General features: G+C 57.6%; 23 protein-coding genes and 1 tRNA gene. 13 read left to right on the top strand and 11 right to left on the bottom strand.

The window, feature by feature from the left end; all coding sequences use genetic code 11:
* Position 1: 1 nt before the first annotated feature.
* A complete protein-coding gene (locus AC2FLU_RS16175) occupies positions 2 to 781 on the top strand; it encodes a type III pantothenate kinase (RefSeq protein ID WP_480476108.1) in 780 nt (259 codons plus the stop codon).
* The gene (locus AC2FLU_RS16180; RefSeq protein ID WP_480516406.1) at positions 778 to 2,445 is read left to right on the top strand and encodes a ribonuclease J; all 1,668 of its coding nucleotides are present in this window, start codon (positions 778 to 780) and stop codon (positions 2,443 to 2,445) included. The genes AC2FLU_RS16175 and AC2FLU_RS16180 overlap by 4 nt, the downstream gene beginning before the upstream one ends.
* Positions 2,446 to 2,455: 10 nt before the next feature.
* Here the strand turns inward: AC2FLU_RS16180 and AC2FLU_RS16185 are convergent, their stop codons facing one another.
* Together AC2FLU_RS16185 and AC2FLU_RS16190 are read right to left on the bottom strand one after the other, a co-directional pair.
* Positions 2,456 to 3,157 (bottom strand): NUDIX hydrolase, encoded by a 702-nt coding sequence (locus AC2FLU_RS16185; protein ID WP_480516408.1) that lies wholly within the window; start codon positions 3,155 to 3,157, stop codon positions 2,456 to 2,458.
* Positions 3,158 to 3,182: 25 nt separating this feature from the next.
* A complete protein-coding gene (locus tag AC2FLU_RS16190; RefSeq protein ID WP_480516410.1) occupies positions 3,183 to 3,581 on the bottom strand; it encodes a DUF983 domain-containing protein in 399 nt (132 codons plus the stop codon).
* A gap of 219 nt (positions 3,582 to 3,800) precedes the next feature.
* On the opposite strand from AC2FLU_RS16190, the gene AC2FLU_RS16195 reads away from it, so the two are divergent.
* Genes AC2FLU_RS16195 through AC2FLU_RS16210 form a run of 4 tightly spaced genes read left to right on the top strand, consistent with a single transcriptional unit; the run spans position 3,801 to position 5,708 of the window.
* Positions 3,801 to 4,271, top strand: coding sequence for an EF-hand domain-containing protein (locus AC2FLU_RS16195; protein ID WP_480516412.1), 471 nt, complete (start codon positions 3,801 to 3,803; stop codon positions 4,269 to 4,271).
* 6 nt (positions 4,272 to 4,277) lie between these two features.
* Entirely contained in the window at positions 4,278 to 4,895 is a 618-nt protein-coding gene (locus AC2FLU_RS16200) for an RNA polymerase sigma factor (RefSeq protein ID WP_480516414.1), read from the top strand.
* Entirely contained in the window at positions 4,885 to 5,238 is a 354-nt protein-coding gene (locus tag AC2FLU_RS16205; protein ID WP_480604361.1) for a hypothetical protein, read from the top strand. Before AC2FLU_RS16200 ends, AC2FLU_RS16205 begins: the two co-directional genes overlap by 11 nt.
* Entirely contained in the window at positions 5,235 to 5,708 is a 474-nt protein-coding gene (locus AC2FLU_RS16210; protein ID WP_480604359.1) for a periplasmic heavy metal sensor, read from the top strand. Before AC2FLU_RS16205 ends, AC2FLU_RS16210 begins: the two co-directional genes overlap by 4 nt.
* Positions 5,709 to 5,713: 5 nt before the next feature.
* Here the strand turns inward: AC2FLU_RS16210 and AC2FLU_RS16215 are convergent, their stop codons facing one another.
* Positions 5,714 to 7,114: a diguanylate cyclase domain-containing protein gene (locus AC2FLU_RS16215; RefSeq protein ID WP_480476120.1), complete on the bottom strand. Its 1,401-nt coding sequence runs from the start codon at positions 7,112 to 7,114 to the stop codon at positions 5,714 to 5,716.
* Between the two features lie 88 nt (positions 7,115 to 7,202).
* Between AC2FLU_RS16215 and AC2FLU_RS16220 the strand changes: the two genes are divergently transcribed.
* The 5 genes from AC2FLU_RS16220 (at position 7,203) to AC2FLU_RS16240 (ending at position 11,577) form a co-directional block, all read left to right on the top strand.
* Positions 7,203 to 7,487, top strand: coding sequence for a DUF3572 domain-containing protein (locus AC2FLU_RS16220; RefSeq protein ID WP_480476122.1), 285 nt, complete (start codon positions 7,203 to 7,205; stop codon positions 7,485 to 7,487).
* A gap of 24 nt (positions 7,488 to 7,511) precedes the next feature.
* The gene (locus tag AC2FLU_RS16225) at positions 7,512 to 8,204 is read left to right on the top strand and encodes an HAD family hydrolase (protein WP_480516416.1); all 693 of its coding nucleotides are present in this window, start codon (positions 7,512 to 7,514) and stop codon (positions 8,202 to 8,204) included.
* Between the two features lie 118 nt (positions 8,205 to 8,322).
* Positions 8,323 to 9,882, top strand: a complete 1,560-nt coding sequence (locus AC2FLU_RS16230) for a trimethylamine methyltransferase family protein (RefSeq protein ID WP_496714731.1) — start codon at positions 8,323 to 8,325, stop codon at positions 9,880 to 9,882.
* A gap of 118 nt (positions 9,883 to 10,000) precedes the next feature.
* Positions 10,001 to 10,588 carry a heme NO-binding domain-containing protein gene (locus AC2FLU_RS16235; RefSeq protein ID WP_480604353.1) on the top strand — a complete coding sequence of 196 codons (588 nt, stop codon included), beginning with the start codon at positions 10,001 to 10,003 and terminating at the stop codon, positions 10,586 to 10,588.
* Entirely contained in the window at positions 10,585 to 11,577 is a 993-nt protein-coding gene (locus AC2FLU_RS16240; RefSeq protein WP_496809156.1) for a diguanylate cyclase domain-containing protein, read from the top strand. The genes AC2FLU_RS16235 and AC2FLU_RS16240 overlap by 4 nt, the downstream gene beginning before the upstream one ends.
* Positions 11,578 to 11,616: 39 nt before the next feature.
* On the opposite strand, the gene AC2FLU_RS16245 is transcribed toward AC2FLU_RS16240, so the two are convergent.
* From AC2FLU_RS16245 to AC2FLU_RS16280, 8 genes are all read right to left on the bottom strand, one after another.
* Entirely contained in the window at positions 11,617 to 12,315 is a 699-nt protein-coding gene (locus AC2FLU_RS16245) for a CbiX/SirB N-terminal domain-containing protein (protein WP_480486183.1), read from the bottom strand.
* Between the two features lie 61 nt (positions 12,316 to 12,376).
* Positions 12,377 to 13,309, bottom strand: coding sequence for an AEC family transporter (locus tag AC2FLU_RS16250; protein WP_496809157.1), 933 nt, complete (start codon positions 13,307 to 13,309; stop codon positions 12,377 to 12,379).
* A 33-nt stretch (positions 13,310 to 13,342) separates the two neighbouring features.
* Positions 13,343 to 14,161 carry an MBL fold metallo-hydrolase gene (locus tag AC2FLU_RS16255; RefSeq protein WP_496809158.1) on the bottom strand — a complete coding sequence of 273 codons (819 nt, stop codon included), beginning with the start codon at positions 14,159 to 14,161 and terminating at the stop codon, positions 13,343 to 13,345.
* A complete protein-coding gene (locus tag AC2FLU_RS16260; RefSeq protein ID WP_496714726.1) occupies positions 14,158 to 14,964 on the bottom strand; it encodes a TatD family hydrolase in 807 nt (268 codons plus the stop codon). The genes AC2FLU_RS16255 and AC2FLU_RS16260 overlap by 4 nt, the downstream gene beginning before the upstream one ends.
* Positions 14,961 to 16,082, bottom strand: a complete 1,122-nt coding sequence (locus tag AC2FLU_RS16265; RefSeq protein ID WP_496809159.1) for a DNA polymerase III subunit delta' — start codon at positions 16,080 to 16,082, stop codon at positions 14,961 to 14,963. Before AC2FLU_RS16265 ends, AC2FLU_RS16260 begins: the two co-directional genes overlap by 4 nt.
* A gap of 3 nt (positions 16,083 to 16,085) precedes the next feature.
* Positions 16,086 to 16,712, bottom strand: coding sequence for a dTMP kinase (gene tmk / locus AC2FLU_RS16270; protein WP_480476142.1), 627 nt, complete (start codon positions 16,710 to 16,712; stop codon positions 16,086 to 16,088).
* Positions 16,709 to 17,875: a D-alanyl-D-alanine carboxypeptidase family protein gene (locus AC2FLU_RS16275; protein ID WP_480476144.1), complete on the bottom strand. Its 1,167-nt coding sequence runs from the start codon at positions 17,873 to 17,875 to the stop codon at positions 16,709 to 16,711. Before AC2FLU_RS16275 ends, tmk begins: the two co-directional genes overlap by 4 nt.
* A 16-nt stretch (positions 17,876 to 17,891) precedes the next feature.
* Complete coding sequence (locus AC2FLU_RS16280; RefSeq protein WP_480554136.1) at positions 17,892 to 19,157, bottom strand: SPOR domain-containing protein; 1,266 nt, start codon at positions 19,155 to 19,157, stop codon at positions 17,892 to 17,894.
* Between the two features lie 202 nt (positions 19,158 to 19,359).
* Between AC2FLU_RS16280 and AC2FLU_RS16285 the strand changes: the two genes are divergently transcribed.
* Positions 19,360 to 19,449, top strand: a tRNA-Ser gene (locus tag AC2FLU_RS16285).
* Positions 19,450 to 19,930: 481 nt separating this feature from the next.
* On the top strand, positions 19,931 to 20,129 hold a 199-nt coding region (locus AC2FLU_RS16290; RefSeq protein WP_496812050.1), incomplete at its 3' end, for a transposase.

A 20,129-nucleotide genomic window follows, 5' to 3' on the forward strand; every position in this document is an offset into this window, starting at 1 on the left:
AATGCTTCTGGCCATTGATTGCGGCAATACCAATACAGTCTTCTCGATCTGGAACGGTCAGGAATTTCTGTGCACCCTGCGCACCTCGACCCATCATGCACGCACGGCGGACGCCTATTTCACTTGGTATTCGACGCTGGTGAAACATTACGGGATCGAGGCGAATATCTCGGATGTCATCATTGCGTCGACCGTGCCGCGCGTGGTGTTCAACCTGCGCATCTTTGCCGATCGCTTTTTTGGGTGCAGGCCGCTGGTGGTAGGTAGGCCGGATTGCCTGTTGCCCGTGCCGCCGCGCGTGGATCAGGGGACTGTGCCGGGCCCGGATCGACTGGCCAATGCAGTTGGTGCATTTGACCGTCATGGCGGCAATGTCGTTGTGGTGGACTTTGGTACCGCAACAAATTTCGACGTTGTCGCCGCGGACGGTGCCTATGTTGGGGGCGTCATCGCTCCGGGTGTGAATCTCAGCCTTGAGGCTTTGCATCAGGGCGCAGCCGCACTGCCGCATATCGACATCACGCGTCCCGAGAAGGTGATCGGTACGAATACGGTTGGTTGTATCCAGTCAGGCGTGTATTGGGGGTATTCCGGCCTGATCGAGGGGCTGATCGCGCGGATCAAGGCCGAATATGGAATGCCGATGAAAGTCGTGGGAACCGGAGGGTTGGCCCCCTTGTTCGATCAGGCCGACGTGGGGTTCGACGTAATCGAAGATGATTTGACGATGCACGGCTTGACCGTGATTCATCGCTATAACAAGGATAATGGCTCGATATGAGCAGTGAAAGATTGATCTACCTGCCGCTGGGTGGCGCGGGCGAAATTGGTATGAATGCCTACGTGTACGGATATGGCCAGCCCGGGCAGGAACGCCTGATCCTGGTGGATCTGGGTGTCACCTTTCCCGATATGGACACAACACCGGGCGTCGACCTGATCTATGCGGATATTTCTTGGTTGAAAGAACGGGCCGACCGGCTGGATGGCGTTTTCATCACCCATGCGCATGAAGACCATGTCGGCGCCGTGGCTCATTGCTATGAGGCACTGGGAGCTCCGATTTATGCCCGGGCTTTCACGGCCAATATCGCGCGTCGCAAGATGGAAGAATACGCGCACCCGACCGATGCGGTGACAACCGTGTCCTCTTGGCCCGAAACGATCTCAGTCGGACCGTTTACGGTGGGCTTCCTTCCGGTTTCACATTCGATCCCGGAAAGTGCTGCTTTGGTCATCGACACGCCCGCAGGGCGCGTGGTGCACTCGGGTGATTTCAAGCTAGATGCAAACCCAGTCGTGGGCGAAGCCTTTGATCCCGACCTGTGGGCCGAGATTGCCAAGCCGGGCGTCAAAGCGTTGGTTTGCGACAGCACGAATGTTTTCTCGGCGCATCCGGGCCGTTCGGAATCCGAGGTCGGGCCAGAGATTACAAAGCTAGTCGAAAACGCCGAGGGTATGGTTGTGGCAACCACCTTCGCGTCGAACGTGGCACGGGTCAAAACACTAGCCGAGGCGGGCGCGCGAGCGGGGCGTTCGGTTGTGTTGCTAGGGCGCGCAATGCGGCGGATGATCGAAGCTGCGACCGAAACCGGTATCCTGTCGGACTTCCCCAAGGTGATCAGCGCGGAAGAAGCGTTGGATCTGCCGCGCCAGAACCTGATGCTGATCGTGACTGGCAGCCAGGGCGAACGCCGTGCGGCAAGCGCGCAACTGGCCCGTGGCAAGTACCGTGGTCTGGAACTGTCCGAAGGCGACCTGTTCTTGTTTTCGTCGAAAACCATTCCCGGAAACGAACGTGGCGTGATTTTCATCATGAACCAGCTCAGTGAAAAGGGCGTGGATGTGGTGGATGACAGCTCGGGCCTCTATCACGTCTCTGGCCATGCGAACCGACCTGATCTTGAGAAGGTGCACGCGCTGATCGATCCGCAAATTGTGATCCCAATGCATGGAGAGCACCGGCACCTGCGCGAGCATGTCAAACTGGCTGAGCAGGGCGGCAGAACGGGTGTGCTGGCCGTAAACGGCACCATGCTGGACCTCAGCGGCAATGCACCCGTGGTGGTCGACTATGTCGAATCCGGGCGTACCTATCTGGACGGTACGGTGAAAATCGGTGCGTTGGACGGCGTGGTACGGGACCGTATTCGCATGGCTCTGAACGGCCATGTTACTGTGACGGTTGTTCTGGATGAAGAAGACGAGCCGCTGGGCGAACCGTGGTGCGACACGATGGGCCTGCCCGAGGTCGGAACGTCCCGCGCCGGATTGGTCGAAGTGTTGGAAGAAGACCTGAACCAGTTCCTAATGCGGGCGGCGGCCAAGACCCTACGAGATGACGACAAGCTGGAAGACGAAATGCGCCGGATCGTGCGTCAGACGGCAAAAGCGGAAATCGGCAAAAAACCCGAAGTGACGGTGGTTGTCAGCCGGATGCGGTGAAACTGATTGGTCAGTCGTGCTCGGGCATCGGATAGCCTCTGAGCCGCAGGAACAGATTGGCTTCTTCGTTGTTCTGATAGAACGGAACCGATACTGGCGGCTCGGGTGAGGTCACCCGGGCTGCGACCTCGGCCAGAACAACCTCGGTGATAAACGGCAGATCCAGTTCACGCGCCCGATCCAGTTCCACCCATTGCAGATGCGACAGCTCGTCCGAGGCATGGCTGAAATCATCCAGATCGCCCTGCAGCGCATCGGCATCGACCAGAAAAAACCGCGCATCGAAGCGGCGGGGGCGGCCGGGCGGTGTGACTGCGCGAAAAACAAATTGCAGCGCAGCTGCCGACGGCACGTAACCCATGGCGGAAAAGCTCTGCCAGTCGTCAGGAACGCTGCCCGGCCAGTGTCCTGTCTGGCCAAGGACAAGTCCTGTCTCCTCCCAAAGCTCGCGAATTGCTGCGGCGGCAAGGGCGTGTTGTTTTCCGGATTCCGCCTGTTCCGCCAACCGCTCAAAACACAGGTCAGGCAGTGCGGTCGCAAGCGGTACATCTGCATCCGCCGGATCGACAGCTCCACCGGGGAACACGAATTTGTTGGGCATGAACACGGCCTTGGACCCACGTTGCCCCATCAGGATCGACGGATTGGTCCACCTGTTTCGCAGCACGATGACGGTTGCGGCATCGCGGATGGCGGTCTTGTCGGTCGTCATGCGGAAAACAATCGCTTCTTCCGGCTCATGAATCGTTGCCAAAACCGTGCATACGACGCGCCCACTGATAAGCGACCACAGCGCCTTTCAGACGGGGGAGCAAAAACAGCGACAGTGCAACGCAAGCAATGGAAAACCCGATGGCCATCACCCATGGGTCCGGGCGCCAGTTCACATACGAGACGTGCAGGGCCGGGGCCAACAGGTGCCCGACCAGCAGGATCGTCAGATAAGCTGGGCCATCATCGGCGCGATGGTGAAACAGTTCCTGCCCACAGTTCGAGCAGGTGTCATTCACCTTCAGGTAGCTGTGCAACAGCTTGCCTTCACCGCAATTTGGGCACTTGCACCGAAACCCTTTGACCAATGCAGGCCAGGTTTCTCGCTCGTTCTGGGTTGTGGTGTCGATCGTCTGATCCGTCATAATATAACTCGCGCAGTAATCTTTGGCGGATAATGCGCCTGAACGGGTGGTTTTTAAAGGGGGGTGCGTCGCTTTGCAACGCACCTCAGGTGAACCACGTCGTGAAATACCGCGCTGGTTCAAAAAAAGTTGCTGGCACCGCGACGGAATTCCCTGCCTCGCGCGTTTGAATGGTTATGAGCAGCGGCACTCAGGCCGCGTCAACAAGGGAAAACCGAAATGAAAAATGCAAAGTTCATCACGGCGATTGTCCTGTCGGGTGTTGCAATCACCGGCACGTCCGTTCTGGCGGCTGGTCCGGGTGGTCGTGAGCCAGTGTCCTTTCAGGAATTGGATGCCAATGGCGATGGTCAAGTGACGCAGCAGGAGATGGAAGCACATTACACCGAGCGTTTCTCAGCCGCGGATACCGATGGGGACGGCCAGCTCAGCCTAGAGGAGATGCAGGCTGCTGCTCAGAAAAAAGCAAACGACCGGGTCGCCAAAATGTTCGAAAACAACGATGCGAACAATGACGGGTTCCTAAGCCAGGACGAGTTGCCGAAACCGCGCCGGGGTGACAAGATGTTTGACCGGATGGATGCAGATAACAGTGGTGGAATATCGGAACAGGAATTTGCCGATGCCAAAGACCGGATGGGACGGCACCATAAGAAAAAGAACCATAAGTCAGGTGCAATCGACAACTGAAGCAGGGTGGAGGACCTGACCTCCCACCTACACGATGTTCGCGGTGCGGATTGCACCGCGAGCTCTCTCAGCGACGATGTGTTGCTGAGCCAATTCGCTGATGGTGACGCACAGGCTGCGCGGGTTTTAACCGATCGCCTTGGGCCGCTTTGTTATTCCGTTGCGTTGCGTATGTTGGGCAATCGGGCCGAGGCAGAAGACGTAACGCAGGAGGCGATGATGCGGTTGTGGCAGATGGCGCCGGATTGGGTGCCGGGTCAGGCCAAAGTTTCGACATGGCTGTATCGCGTAACGCTGAACCTGTGTGTGGACATCCGGCGCAGGAAGGCCCCCGGCAGGTTGTCGGATATTCCTGAGCCGGAAGATGGCAAAGCCAGCGTGGCCGACCGACTGCAGGATGAAGCCCGCGTGGACGCGTTGCAGCTTGCCCTGGCGGAGCTGCCAGAAAGGCAGAAGCAGGCTGTGGTTCTGCGCCACATCGAAGAGTTGCCCAACACTGAAATTGCCGGGATCATGGGAATTTCAGTGGAAGCGGTTGAAAGCTTGACCGCGCGGGGCAAACGAAGTCTGACCGCGATACTGGCCGGGCGACGTGAAGAACTGGGGTATGACGATGACGGATGAAAACCTGGAACTGGATCATTTGTTTGCGCAGGCTCGGCAGAGCCGACCGGCGCTGCCCGACGATCTGGCCGTGCGCATCCAGACAGATGCTGAAAAACTCCGTCTTAGTCGCCTAGGGCCTGAACCTCGACCTCAATCTTCGATCTGGCATCGAATGATGGACAACGTTGGTGGCTGGCAGGGGGTGGGCGGCTTGATCGCCGCCAGTGCGGCGGGGCTCTGGATCGGCTTTTCCGCGCCGGGGTTCCTGCCCGACCCTGCTAATCTGCTGACCTCGCAAGAGACGGCTCTTTTTGTGGCTGACCTTGGATATGACACGAGTTTTCTGGAGAGCACAGAATGAACGCTGCCCCTAAACCGAAACGCCGGTGGATGACAGTATTGCTGGTCTTGTCATTGGCTCTGAACCTGTTGGTTGTCGGTGTTGCAGTCGGAACTGTGCTGCGCCTGAAGGATGGAGATCACACCGAGGCACCGCCGGGATTCGGCCCGGCGCTATATCGCTCTTTGCCGAAAGATGATCGAAAAGCGATGCGAGGGGAACTGTCTGCGCTACGCGAAAAAGACCTAAGGGGGCGCAGACAGGACTTTGAAGCCTTGAGCCTGGCACTGCGCACAGTGCCCTTCGAACCAGTCGCCGTTGAAGTGTTGTTGCAGAAACAGTCGCAGGCAACGGCAGAACTGCAACTAGCCTTGCAGACACGATGGCTGGCTCGCGTCACCGCCATGAGCGACGCAGAGCGGCAGTCTTATGCGGACAGGTTGCAAAAGATCGTCGAACGCGGGCCGCATGGACACAAGAAAAAGGATTGACGAGTTCAGGCGGCGCTTTGCCTGATACTCACCTGATTGCGCCCCGCTTTTTTTGCTGCGTAAAGGGCTTTATCGGCGGCTTTCAGGATATCTTCTACAGGAACGGGCGTGCGTTCTTTTCCCGGCTGACCCGATTGCGGCATCTCCAGCCCAATGCTGATCGTGACGTTAACCTGTAAACCTTGGTCCGATAGCAGGAACGGGGCGCGACAAATGCTGTCGCAGATGGTCTCAGCCAGTTTTCTGGCTTGCTTTTGTGACACATCGGGCACCGCGAACATGAACTCTTCACCGCCGATACGGGCGACAAAACCTTTGGATCCTAGTGCGCTTTGCATGCGTTTTGCGGCCAGCGTCAGAACACAATCACCGGCGCCGTGGCCATGGCAGTCATTGATGGCCTTGAAATGGTCCAGATCCGCCAGCATGACGGCAAAGCCACACCCGGTACGGGCAGACTGGCGCACGATCTGATCCAATGCCCGCATGGCGTAACGACGATTGTGCAACCCGGTCAGCGGATCAATCCAGGACTCGGCGATCCCTTTTCTCAATGATACGCGCAAATGATCAAGCCGCGCCTTGCGCGCAATCTGATTGTTCAGCCGCAACAGGATCTCTTGCGCGCAGAATCCCCCCAGGCACACGGCGTCTGCTCCTCTGTCCAGCGCTTCTGAGGCCTGCACGGCATCGTAGTCTTGCAAGACGCCAATCAGGACAGTGTTCCGGGTTGCTGCCCGTGACCTGAGATCTGCAAGGATATTCAGCGCGGACGGGTGCGAGCTCAGTTCGACCACAATCGCGTCCGGTATCGGTCCGGACAAAACGCCCTGCAAGTTCGATTGAAGGTGCCAGGACAGATCGAAATGGTGCTGGCCTTGCAAGGCCTTGTGCCAAAGGGCACCGGTTCGGACAGTATTGGTCAAGATATCAACCCGGGCCGCGTTCGGGGGGGTGATCATGACAGGGGCGGGTTCCCCAAATCCAATAGGTTGTGATCCGTTGCTGACCTGCAAATCTTGAGTAACTGCGCGCGCACGCAAAAGGCTGCGAATGCGTGCCAGCAGCAACGTATCTTTGAAAGGATGCGTCAACACATCGTCCAGCCCGTCTTTCAGGGCACGCAGGCGCGCGTTTTTGTCATTCTGTGCTGCAAGTACGACAACGGGCACGTCATCCAGGCCAGATACTTCGGTAAGGGCTTTCTTGACATCTGCGGCTGTTCCGTCGGGCAATGTCTGTGCCGTCAGTACAAGGTCCGGCTGAACGCGACGCGCAAGGGCTTGTAGCCCTTCAAGTTTTCCACCCTGTACCACGTGATACCAGGCAGCGGTCAGTTGAACCTTCAGCATTATGCGGTTGGTTGATACCCCGTCGAGGACAAGGATGGTGCCTTGCACAGACATAGTCGTTCACCGTTGATTGCATGCGTGAACAAATTGTTTATGAGTCTGGTTAACAAACTCTTTCCATCACCTGATCCGAGCACTGTTTATGTCCATTTCGCCCGATTCAGCCGAGACTCTTGCTCTGACGGCCTTGGGTTGGCTGGTCAGCAATGACGAGCTTTTGCCTGTCTTTCTTGGCTCGACAGGTGCTTCGATCGGGGATGTTCGCAATCGGGCCGGTGACCGGGACTTTCTGGCTTCGGTTCTCGATTTTCTAGTGCTTGACGATTCGTGGGTCATGGCGTTTTGTGACGCCAACTCGATCGCCTATGATCACCCTGCCCAAGCGCGGGCGGTTCTGTCAGGCGGTGGCGATGTACACTGGACCTGAACACCTTTTCCGCAGGAGCACGCGATGCCAATAGAAGCAATCGTCTTCGACAAGGATGGCACTTTGTTCGATTTTGCCAAAACCTGGGGAACCTTCGGGCGGTCGTTGCTGATGCGTCTGACAAAGGGGGATGTAGACCGGGCTGTGGAACTCGGCAGCATCATCGGATTTGACTTCGAGCAAGAGCGGTATTCCACGGATAGCATTGTGATAGCCGCAACAGTCGAAGAAATCGCCGAGGTGCTTATTGCGCATGTTGACGATGTGACATTGCAGGAAGTTGTAGACATGATGAATGCCGAGGCCGCAGCGGCTCCTCAATCCCCTGCCGTGCCGTTGGGTCCATTCCTGAAAGGGTTGCAGCAATCCGGGATCAAACTGGGCCTTGCGACAAATGACAGCGAGCATCCGGCTTTGCAGCATCTGGAATCTGCGGGAATACGCGAACACTTCGATTTTGTCGCCGGGTATGACAGTGGTCATGGGTTCAAACCCGGGCCAGGTCAGTTGCTGGCCTTTGCCGCACAGGTCGGGGTCGAGCCGTCGCGCATTGCAATGGTGGGGGACAGTGTTCATGACCTGCAAGCGGGGCGCGCAGCCGGGATGATCACCATTGGCGTTTTGACCGGATTGGCTGAAGCAGATGCGCTGGCACCGATGGCGGATGTGGTCCTTCCGGATATCGGTCACATTCCAGCGTGGCTGGCCGAAAAATGATGTGTTGATCCAGAAAATCGACGAACAATTATAGAAAACCGACAAGCTCTGTCGCAGATGGAGCGGCCAGAAACGCGTCTTCGGGTCTTGCTTGTACCAAGCCAGAACGGAGGCAACCATGGCCGAAACCAACACACGCAAACGCCGCGGCGGAGGACGCGCAGGTGCGGCAGCGCGCAGGGGTAGTGCGGTGATTGACCAGATGCCGTGGGACCCACCCATCAATATAGATCGCCCGACTGAACCGCTGGATCAGGCCGGGATCGAAGCGATCCATGAAGGGGCCATGCGTATTCTGGAAGAGATCGGGATCGAATTCTACAACGAAGAGGCAATCGGCATCCTGCGCGAAGCGGGGTGCACGATCAATGGTGACAACGTCCGCATGGGGCGCGATTTTGTCATGGAGATGATCGCCAAGGCGCCCAGCCAGTTTTCCATTACCCCCCGAAATGTTGACCACAGGATCGAGATAGGTGGAAAGAACATTCTGTTTGGCAACGTTTCGTCGCCGCCCAATTACTGGGACATGGAAATCGGAAAGAAAGTGCCGGGCAATCGCGAGATGTGCCAGAATCTTCTGAAACTGACGCAGTACTTCAACTGTATTCACTTCGCTGGCGGATATCCTGTAGAACCCGTCGATATTCATGCCAGTGTCCGGCATCTGGATGTGCTGTATGACAAGCTGACCCTGACCGACAAGGCGATGCACGCTTATTCGTTGGGTAAGGAACGTGTTGAAGATGTGATGGAGATGGTGCGCATCGCGGGCGGTCTCAGCCACGAGGAATTCGAGGCCTCGCCACGGATGTACACCAACATCAACTCGACCTCGCCGTTGAAGCATGACCATCCGATGATAGATGGTTGCCTGAGATTGGCGCGGCGCGGGCAGGCGATTGTCGTAACCCCCTTTACGCTGGCGGGGGCAATGGCACCAGTAACGATGGCGGGTGCGGTTGCACAGTCCCTGGCCGAAGCCTTGTGCGCCATCGCTCTGTTCCAATATGTGCGCCCTGGTATCCCCTGTGTAATCGGAACTTTCACATCCAATGTGGACATGAAATCAGGCGCGCCCGCTTTTGGGACGCCGGAATACATGCGCTCGACACAGATGACCGGGCAGATGGCGCGATATTATGGGCTGCCGCTGCGTTCATCCGGTGTGTGTGCGGCCAATGTGCCAGACGGGCAATCCGTGTGGGAAACCTCGAACTCACTCTGGGCGGCCGTACAGTCGGGCACCAACATGGTGTACCACGCCGCCGGTTGGCTGGAGGGCGGCCTGATCGCCAGCCCGGAAAAATTCATCATGGATTGCGAGGTTTTGCAGCAAATTCAGCGCTATATGAACCCTAATCTGACCGCGACCGGGCCGGATGAGATTGCTTTGGATGCAATTCGAGCGGTTGGCAATGACGGTCACTTTTTTGGCATCCAGCATACACAGGATCGCTACAGCACGGCCTTCTACCAGCCCTTCCTGAGTGACTGGAAGAACTATGAAGGCTGGGAGGCCGCCGGAGGCATCTGGACGGCTGAGCGTGCGCATCACATGTTCAAAGAGATCATCTCGAGCTTTGAAGCCCCTCCGATGGACGATGGTATTCGCGAGGAACTGGCCGAGTTCGTCGAACGCCGCAAGGCCGAAGGCGGCGCGCCGACGGACTTCTGACAAGGTGGGTAGTGTCGTCTTGATACTCCGCTGCATTCACAGCAACTCGGGGCGAATTTTGGCTATTTGTTAAGGTTTCTCAGACCACAGTGCCAAGGACACCAATCTGAGGCATCCGATGCATGGTCTGATCAATCGGGCGATACAGTCCTTTGTCGGCGCGACCTACGGGCAATCCTGCTGGGTTCGCGTGACCGAAGGTGCGCGGCTTGGGTTTGTCGAGTTTGAAGCCATGCTCATCTATGACGATGACATGACGACCCGGTTGCTCGAGGCCCTGAGTATTGACCTCAACCGACCACAGGCGGAAATCCTTGAAGATCTAGGAACATATCTGGTGTCCCATCCGAACATGGAAGGGCTGCGCCGACTGCTCAGGTTTGGGGGTGTCACCTATGTCGAGTTTCTTCATTCCCTAGATGATCTTGCGGATCGTGTGAGACTGGCTGTCTCTGATCTGACTTTGCCTGCGCTTGAGTTGAGAGAGCTTTCAGCCACGGAATACCAGTTGTGCTGCCTTCCGGACTTACCGGGATTTTCCAGTGTTATGGTCGGGGTCCTACGAGCGATGGCCGATGATTATGGTGCGCTGGTGATGCTGTCGCATGAGGGTCGTCAGGAGTTTTGTGAAATCATTTCAATCATTTTGGTCGAAAGCGCCTTTGCCGAGGGGCGCCATTTTGATCTGGGGGCTCGGAACAGATGACGCATACCCAAGAACTGGCCGAACTTCTGGAAACGCTTTGCCCGATGTTCATGTTGGTGGACCGCAGCGGATGCATTCAACAAGCGGGCCCGACATTGCAAAAGTTGCGGCCCGAATTGCCTTTGGTCGGGCTGGGGGTTCTGGACATGTTCGAGCTGATCCGCCCCAGAACAGTCACCACCCTTCCCGCATTGATGTCGATGGCCGGTGCCAAACTGCATCTGAGATTTCGCGATGAACCACGTACGACCCTGAAAGGCCTGGTCGCACCCTTGCCCGAGACGGGCGGTGCAGTCATCAATCTGTCATTCGGTATTTCGATTTTGGATGCGGTTCGGGATTACGCCCTGACGAGCGCAGATTTTTCCGGCACCGACCTGGCGATCGAGCTGTTGTATCTGGTCGAAGCCAAATCTGCCGCGATGGAAGCGTCCCGTTCACTTAATCTCAGGCTTCAGGGGGCAATGCTAGCCGCGGAAGAGCAGGCATATACCGATACATTGACAGGATTGAAGAACCGCCGCGCGATGGATCATTTGCTGGGGCATCTGATCCTGGCAAATTCTACATTTGCCCTTATGCATCTGGATTTAGACTTCTTTAAATCCGTGAATGATCGGCTGGGCCATGCCGCCGGGGATTACGTTCTGCAACAGGCGGCCCGCATCATGCTTGAAGAGACGCGTGGAGACGATACGGTTGCGCGGGTTGGAGGGGATGAGTTTGTCATAATTTTCAAGGGCCTGACGCGGGAAGAAACTCTGGAGTCCATCGCCGGCCGTCTGATCGCAAGGTTGAATGAACCCATGATATTTCAGGACCAACCGTGCTGTATCTCTGCAAGTATCGGAACGGCCTTGTCCACCCAGTTCAAGGTTCCCAAAGCCGCCGACATCCTTCACGCCGCCGACGTCGCCCTTTATCAGGCCAAGCGAGACGGCCGGTCCTGTCACCGCCTGTATTCCACGCTGATCAAAGCGCAAACCTGAGTTTTTCCTGTTTCCGGGTCGGAGATTTCAGGCGAATTTTCAAGCGAGCTGAACGGCCTTTGTTAACTGCTTGGCAATCTGGTGCCGGATGGGTGGCAGTTCCCCTACCACTGGCAGCAGAACGCCTTTGAACCCTGCTTGGCTCAATCCGGCGGGCACGTCGTCCACTGCGTGCCCCCCGGTGCAGGCGAAGAACGGAAGGCACAGCGCCTGAGCCCCCGTGCCGGTTGCGGCTTCGGAAATGTATGGCGGTTCTTCAACAAACCCAACGCGGACAGATTTGAAAGCCAGCATTTCTTGAAGTTGCGATGCGAAGTTCAGAGCCACGACCGAGGGGTTTCGGCTACGCCCTGACCCATGTGCTGCAATGACCAGGTCGGTCGACGCAGCTGCCCAATTCCTTTCGGACAATTCGGATTGCAGGGCGCGTGCGGTCAATTCCGGTAGCTCTGGGTCAACACCCAACGGGTCTAGAATGCGCGCTTTGTGATCCCCTAATCGTTTGGGCAAAGCGCTGGTGACAAACCATCCATTTGCCATGAAAAGCGGATAAATGACCGTGTTTTCCGGCAGGCTGCTCAGCTTAGCCTCGAACGCGCCGGGCGCGGCCAGAGTTGCGGCATGCACCGTTACATGCTCGGTCAGGGCGTCGACCGTAGCCGCGAACGCAGCCAAAGCAGCCTCGGCCGGTTCTGGATCGGACGGCTGACCATGTGCGACGATGATGGCATGTGGCATTTGGATCTCCTGACACGATATGCGTTAGGTGCCTCTGTGCGAACCGAAGTCAACACTACTGTTAGCCCAGAACCGTTAGCCAAAGCCAGACAGTCAGGATGGATGTGGCTGTCCCAATGAGAACAGCCGAAGCTGCCACCCGCTTGGCGCGGCCATACATGTTAGCAAAGATATAGGCGTTGAACCCCGGCGCCATGGCTGCGTTCAACACGCCCGAGCGGAACAGATCCTGCGGTAGCCCTGTGGATTTGCCGAATATCCACACAAGGCTGGGATGCAGCATCAGCGAGATACAGCAAACAAAAGCGATGGTGCGCAGATCGCCTTCGGGTTTGTATTTGACCAATACCCCGCCCAGTGCAAACAGGGCGCCAGGCAGGGCGGCCCGCGTGATCAGACCAAGGGCTTCGTCCACCACAGCCGGGATGGCCAAACCGGATAGATTAACCACGAATCCCAGTGCAATACCAAGGATCAGCGCGTTCTTGAACATTGCAGACAGAACAGAACGCGCCATGCGTACGCCACCGTTTCCGCGATTGCGGACAACCTCCATCACCGTGATCCCTACGCCGTAACAAAACGGGGAATGGAAGGCGATAATCGCATAGTTGCCTGTCAGGTTCTCGGGACCATAAGCGCGTTCGGTAATCGGCAATCCCAGCAGAACCGAGTTAGAGAACAGGCAACAAAACCCGATAGCCACGCAGTCTTCCCATTCGCGGCCGAAAATGATGCGCGCACCAAAAAGACCAGTGATGAAACACATGGCGGCGGCGGAATAGAAACTGGCCAAAAGCCGGGGATCGAAACTGGCGCTGAGGTCCAGATGCGCGATGGCAAGAAACAACAGGCATGGGATCGCGAACCCTTGAGTAAATCTCATCAGCCCGTCGACATGGTCTTCTTTGAAATATCCTGTTCGTGTTGCCGTGTAACCGGCGCCGATCACAAGAAAGACAGGAAGAATGACGTCAATCAGACTTTGCAGCATTTGGCCCCCGTGCAACGGCCAGGTTGCGATATCTTATGCAAAAGGAACAGGGGCCTGAAACGCGTGATGTATCACCATCCCGTCATAGGCGGGGGTGGTATTGTCCGGAGTTTCTGCATCGACGGTCGCATAGTCCAGATCGATATGCATATTGGTCAGTATCGCCTGTTTTGGTTGCAGCTTCCCAATCCATTCCAGCGTTTTTTCCAGATGTGCATGTGTGGGATGAGGGCTTCGGCGCAGGGCGTCGATAATGAGATAATCCAACCCTTCCATTTCAGGCCATGCGTGGTCGTAAATTTCGGCAACATCCGGCAAATAGGCGAGCTGCCCCATACGAAAGCCCAGAGAATCAATCGAGCCGTGGTTCACCTTGAATGGACGAAACGGAATGGAACCGCCGGGTCCGTTGATTTCGAACGGCCCTTCGATGGACTTGAGGTCGAGGATCGGAGGATAGGGTGACCCTTCGGGTTGAATGAAGGCGTATCCAAACCGCCCCAGCAGGGCGTTCTGAGTATCACCATCAGCCCAGACCGGAACACGGGTTTTCATGTTGAACACGATCATGCGCAGGTCGTCGATTCCATGGACATGATCCGCGTGAGAATGTGTATAGACCACACCATCAAGCCGCCCGGTGCCCGTGTCCAGCAACTGGCTGCGCATGTCCGGGGTCGTATCAATCAACACGGAGGTTGTGCCGCCTGGACCGTCACGCTCGACAAGCAGGGAACAGCGTCGGCGAATGTTCCTGGGGTTTGCAGGGTCGCAATCACCCCAGTGACCACCCAACCGGGGTACGCCGCCTGACGATCCGCAGCCCAGAATGGTAAATCTCAATTCGGTCATGCAGCGGCCCTGTACGTTGCCGCCTTGCTGAACAGCCGGTCAAAGTTCGCCTGAGTTTGGGCGGCAAAAGCCGGATACTCCAGCCCGAACAGCTCGGCCCCTTTTCGGGCTGTATGTGCGGTATAGGCCGGTTCGTTTCGCTTGCCACGATAAGGGGGCGGTGCCAGATAGGGCGCGTCAGTTTCCACCAGAATGCGATCCACTGGCGCGCTTGCGAAAATGTCGCGCAACTCCTGGCTTTTGGGAAAGGCCGCAATGCCGGACATGGACAGATAAAACCCCAGATCCAGCGCGGCTTTGGCCAACTCGGCCGAGGACGAGAAACAGTGCATCACGCAGGAATAGGGCGCGTTGCGATACTCTTCGGCCAAAATTTGGGCCATATCGTCGTCTGCGGCGCGGGCATGAATGATCAAAGGCAACCCTGTGCACTGGGCGGCTTCGATATGAATGCGCAGCGACTGCTTCTGAAGCTCTGCTCTGTCGGCTGTATAGTGGTAATCCAGACCGGATTCGCCGATGCCCACAAATTTCGGGTGCTGTGCCAGTGCAACCAGTTCATCGACCGAGACCATAGGCTCGTCTGCGGCACTCATCGGGTGGGTCCCTGCGGCGTAGAATACCGGCGCATGGGCTTCGGCAATCGCACGGACCGCGGGTTCATTGCGCAGCTTGGTGCAAATCGTCACCATCCGGGTCACGCCAGCCTCGGCTGCGCGCGAAATGATGTCGCTCAACTGACCGTCAAAATCCGGGAAGTCCAGATGGCAATGACTGTCGGTGATCTGGGGGGTGTCGCTCATCTGACCTGGCCGGCGGTTTCCTGTATCTTGAACACCGTATCTAGGACCAGAGCGGCAGGGTCAAGGTTCACCGCCTGACCATGTCGCGCGCGGGCTGTGATTGTCGCGGCGACTTCGGCCCATCGACGAGCCTGATCCGTAGAATTCGACAATCTGGCCAGCGTTTCAGCTTCGTTCGGGGCGGCTTCGGGGGACGGTGGTGCGCCGGTTGCCCCGGTCAGGGCCAGCCGAGACAAGGCGACATCGATCAGTGTCAGCAGCAGATCAAAGCGCTCGGCCGCGCCGCGTTGTGCTGCAGCCTCGGCCAGGGCCAGTGCGCGCTGCCGGTCCAGACGGGGCAGGGTGCCCAGAATGGCAATCAGTTCGGCATAGATTTCAAGTCCGCCCAGATTGATCAGGCGAACCGCGTCCCCGACCGAGCCAGCGGCCAATGCGGCGAGATATTCGGGGTGCGCCGGTAAGGTCGTCCCGGTTTGCGACAGCGCGTCCTGCATATCCCCAGCGCTCAGGGGCCCCAGACGTAGGGTACGGCAACGAGAGCGGATGGTTGGCAGCAAGCGTGAGGGTTGGTGCGACACCAGCAAAAGGACTGTACGCGCCGGAGGTTCTTCCAGCATTTTCAGCAACGCGTTAGCGGCGCTGACATTCATCTCATCCGCGGAATCCACGATTACGACCCGGCGCCCGCCATCGGCAGAGGACAGGCCAAAGAACTTTCCCAGTTTTCGGATGTCGTCCACAACGATTTCGTTGCGCAGCCGCCCCTGATCATTCAGTGACCTAGCTATCGCGGCCAATCCCGGCTCGGCCCCGGCCAGTATGCGACGTGACACCGGGTGGTTGGGATCAATGTCGAGAGCCCCTGGCGGTGGCGGCGCGCCAAACAGCCCACCGTCGTTTGCCAAAGGTGTTGCCAGCAAGAACCGCGCAATCCGCCAAGACAACGTCGCCTTGCCGACGCCACGCGGCCCGGTCAGCAACCAGCCGTGGTGCAGCCGGTCCGAGTTGAAGGCGGTCAGAAACGCCTGTTCTGCCGCATCCTGACCAAAAAGCTGGGCGGTCTCGCGGGGATGCGGCGCACCAGGCACCTGATCCGGAGAGGGGATTTCGTCATTCATCGTCTATCGCAATGCAGCCTGGACGATTTCTGTCACATCCTGTGCAACGCTGTCCATGTCCCGGTTGCCGTCCACAACGCGGAAACGGTCGGAAAACTCACGGGCCAGCGCCAGAAAGCCCGCCCGCATTTTCTTTTGCAGGTCCGGGCCGAAATCTTCGAACCGTTCTTCCGCGCCTTGCCGCCCTTTGGCGCGGGACAGGCCGGTATCGGGGTCCATGTCGATCAGCAGCGTCAAGTCAGGCTCGCGCTTGATCATCAGGCTGTGCAGCTGATCAACAAGGCCGCGCAGATCTCCCCGCGATAGGCCCTGATACATGCGTGTGCTGTCGGCAAAACGGTCGCAGATCACGACTTGCCCTGCGGCCAGCGCGGGTTCGATCGTACGTTCCAGATGGTCGCGGCGGGCGGCCGTGAACAGCAGAATTTCCGTTTCTGCCGACCAGCGGTCGGGATCACCTTCCAACACCAGACTACGAATTTCTTCCGCGCCAGGCGAGCCGCCCGGTTCACGCGTCAAAACGACCTCATGACCTTGCGCGCGCAGTTGATCTGCCAGCATCCGCGCCTGAGTTGACTTGCCTGATCCGTCAATGCCTTCGAAAGTCAGAAATAACCCAGCCCTGGTCACATCGACTCCAGCGGGTTATTGATCACGTCTTTCAGAACAATGCCACCAACGGTCAGCATACGAACGACAAATCCACCAATTGCAACGTCTTCCGCTGCCACGAGCGGACGTCTTATTTCCGGCAATCCTTCAGGCTTGATGACAAGCTCGGCCAGTTGCTGGCCTTTTTTGACCGGCGCATTGATGGGACCCTGATAGACAACTTCGGCCTTGACGTTCTGTGTGCCCAGAACTGGAAACAGAACCGTCAGATCGCCGTCAGGTACAAGACCTACGGTCTTTTTCTCGCCCATCCACAGCTTGGCTTCGGCTATCGGCGTTTCCGCGTTGGCAACTGTCCTCTCGACAAAATTTCGAAACGACCAGTTAACCACGGCCTCAGCCTCCTCTGCCCGTTGGCCGGTGCTGTCCAGCCCGCTGAGGACGAAGATGACACGGCGGTCGCCCTGTTTGGCGGAGCCGACGAGGCCGTATCCGGCCTCCTGCGTGTGGCCGGTTTTCAGGCCATCCGCGCCGATGCTCAGTTTCAGCAACGGATTGCGGTTACGGGCATTCGATGGCGCACGGCCATCGAATTCGAATTCCTCTTCTGAAAACAGGGGGTAATATTCGGGGAAGTCGGTAATCAGCCTGTCGGCCAGAACCGCCAGATCGTGAACCGACATCATATGTCCGGCGGCAGGCCAACCGTTCGAGTTCGCGAAATTCGAGTTGTTCATACCGATCTGCTTGGCGCGTTGGGTCATATATCGGGAAAACCCTGCCTCTGTCCCGTCGGGGCTCAGCGCCTCGGCGAGCACCACGCAAGCGTCATTGCCTGACAGAACGATGATGCCGCGCAGCAGGTCCTCGACCCGAACCCGGTCCTGCGTGTTCAGAAACATGGTCGAGCCGCCATAGCTCATCGCGTGTTCGGACACGGGCAGGGTTTCGTCCAGCGTCAGTCTTCCGTCACGCAGCGCTTCGAAAGCAACATACAGCGTCATGAGCTTGGACATGGATGCAGGCGGCAAGGGTTGATCAGCGTCTTTTGCCAAAAGCACCGTACCGGTGGTCTGATCGATCACATATGCCGCGCGGGCGGATGTATCAAAAGCCTGAGCCGGGATTGCCAGCACGGCAAGCCCAAAGGCCAGAACAGAAACTCGCAATGAGGATAGCATGTTATGCCTCCCTGTATCAGTCGGACACGGTGAACGCATCTTTGAAACCAAGATCCTTTACATCTTTTTGAATGGCTTTGCGTTCGGCCCGGGTTGTGGCAGGGCCAACCAGGACCCGCCATACTGTTTTGTTTTCGGTTTTCAGTTCCCGCACAACAGTCGACATGCCATTCCGGCGCACTTTCTCAGCAGCGGCATTGGCATTTGCTTCGACGCTGAATGTCCCGATCTGCACGAATGGTTTGCTCAGCGGAGACGCAGCGCCTGTTGCTGCTGCCGCGGCCGGAATCGCTTCGGTCGCGTCAATCGCGGCTGCCGCGCCTTCGATGGGGTCCAGCGGCGTTTCGGTGATTTCAGTGGGGTCTTTCTTTTGCCACCACTTCCGTTTCGCGGGTTTTTCAGCAGGGGCTTCGACAGGCGCATCGGACAACGCCGGTGCAACTTCTGCGGCCACATCCACACTGTCTGTTGCGACATCCGCCGCAGCCACGGTGGCTCCCGCAGCCGCCGCTGCTGGCTCTTGTTTCTGCCACCACTTCCGCTTGGCGGGTTTTTCTTCAGCGGGCTCTGTCGGATCCTCAGTGGCTGATGCCGCGTCGGTGGTCGTATCCGTACCTTCGGTCGCTTCGTTGGCAGAACTTGCCGCTTCCGCCGCAACCACTGCTGCACCGGCTGCTGCCGCTGGCGCCTCCTTTTGCCACCATTTCGGCTTGGCAGTTTTTTCGCTATCTGCCGCGGATGGATCGTCGGTGGCTGCGGCGTCCGACACCGCAGCCGTATCCGCCGCTTCGTCTTCCGGTTTGGGCGCGTCCTCTGGTGGTGATTCCTTTGCAACTTCACGGCGCAGAGCGACAACACTGACCTTTGTCGGCGCGCCCGCCAGCATTCCGAGCTGTTCCGCAGCCGCAGATGACACCTGAAGTGCCGGGCCGGGCAGGTTGCGTTCACGTCGGAACAGGGCCCCTGTTACGGACTTGTTGTTTGCGGTGTTCGTAATCACGACACGCTCGGGCTGTGAAACATCCGGGTAGGCAACCCAGATCCCACCCAGCGAGGGTCTGCCATCCCAAAGCCCCGCTTCGGTGACCTGAAAAACATCAGGGGCTTCGACGTCACGCTGCGAGCCCGAGGCCGCCTCGGGAAGGAGTTCGGTTTTGTTTGAGTTTTCTTCAGGTTTTTCAGCCTCTTGAAGAATGTCCTCACACCCGCTCAGAACTGTCAAAGTCAACGCCAGATACGCCAACCGTTTTGGTCCCGGGCGTGTCATGATCGCTCGCTTCATCTGCTTATCCCTTGCCTGAAGGGGTCTCGTTCTCGGAACCCCGCTGCCGGTCTGCTGGTTCTGCTTGCCAGCCTGTTTCGGTCTATTTCGGGGATCATAACGCGGCTGAAGAGTCATGGAAAGACCGCTGCGCGGGCTTCGGCAAGAAATCCCGATTTCGACTTGCCTCTGGCAGAACTTGCGCTTAGACCCTGCCTTCGACGGGGAGGTGGCAGAGTGGTCGAATGCGGCGGTCTTGAAAACCGTTGGGCGTGAGAGCGTCCCCAGGGTTCGAATCCCTGTCTCCCCGCCACCCATACCCGTCTCACTTCAGTTGTGTTTTCTGACCCGGAATTGTGCCGCAATTTCCGCGAGTTGGCGCGTGCGCTTTCAATCAGAGACGGAGCAGACTGTACATTCAGAGCGCAATTCCGGCCGCAGTCTCAGTGCCGCATTTTGGCGGGGTCGCTTTGGGCTGGATTTCCCTGATACCCGGCAATTTACAGGGAATTTTCGTGAAACGGGTCTGAGTTCGGTCATTTCTCCTGTCAGAACTGCATGTTTTTCAGAGGTTTATGTTGCAAATTCCCTAAAAAGCGGAACAGGGAATTTTCTCGCGGGAACAGGGAATTGTTCCGGCGGATCAGGGAGGGCGAACCCTGTATCAGGGACGCAGGATCTGAAGCTATCAAAAGCCGAACTGGCGTTCCTGTTCGGACTATTTTGTTGAAAAACTCGGGCTTGATCGGTTGGTAAGTTGCTGATTCAATTCTTCCTAAAGGGAGGGATCAGCCATGATGGGACCGAGACAGGAAGCGCAAGCGTCGCTGTTTTACGAGTTCTCGCTGGAGGATCATGTCCCGCAAGACCACCTTTTGCGCTCGATTGACCGGTTCGTCGATCTGGGCAGCATTCGCGCGCACCTTACGGATTTCTACAGCCACACGGGCCGGCCCTCCGTCGATCCCGAACTGCTGATCCGCATGCTGTTGG

Source organism: Ruegeria sp. SAZD013, from assembly GCF_059612525.1.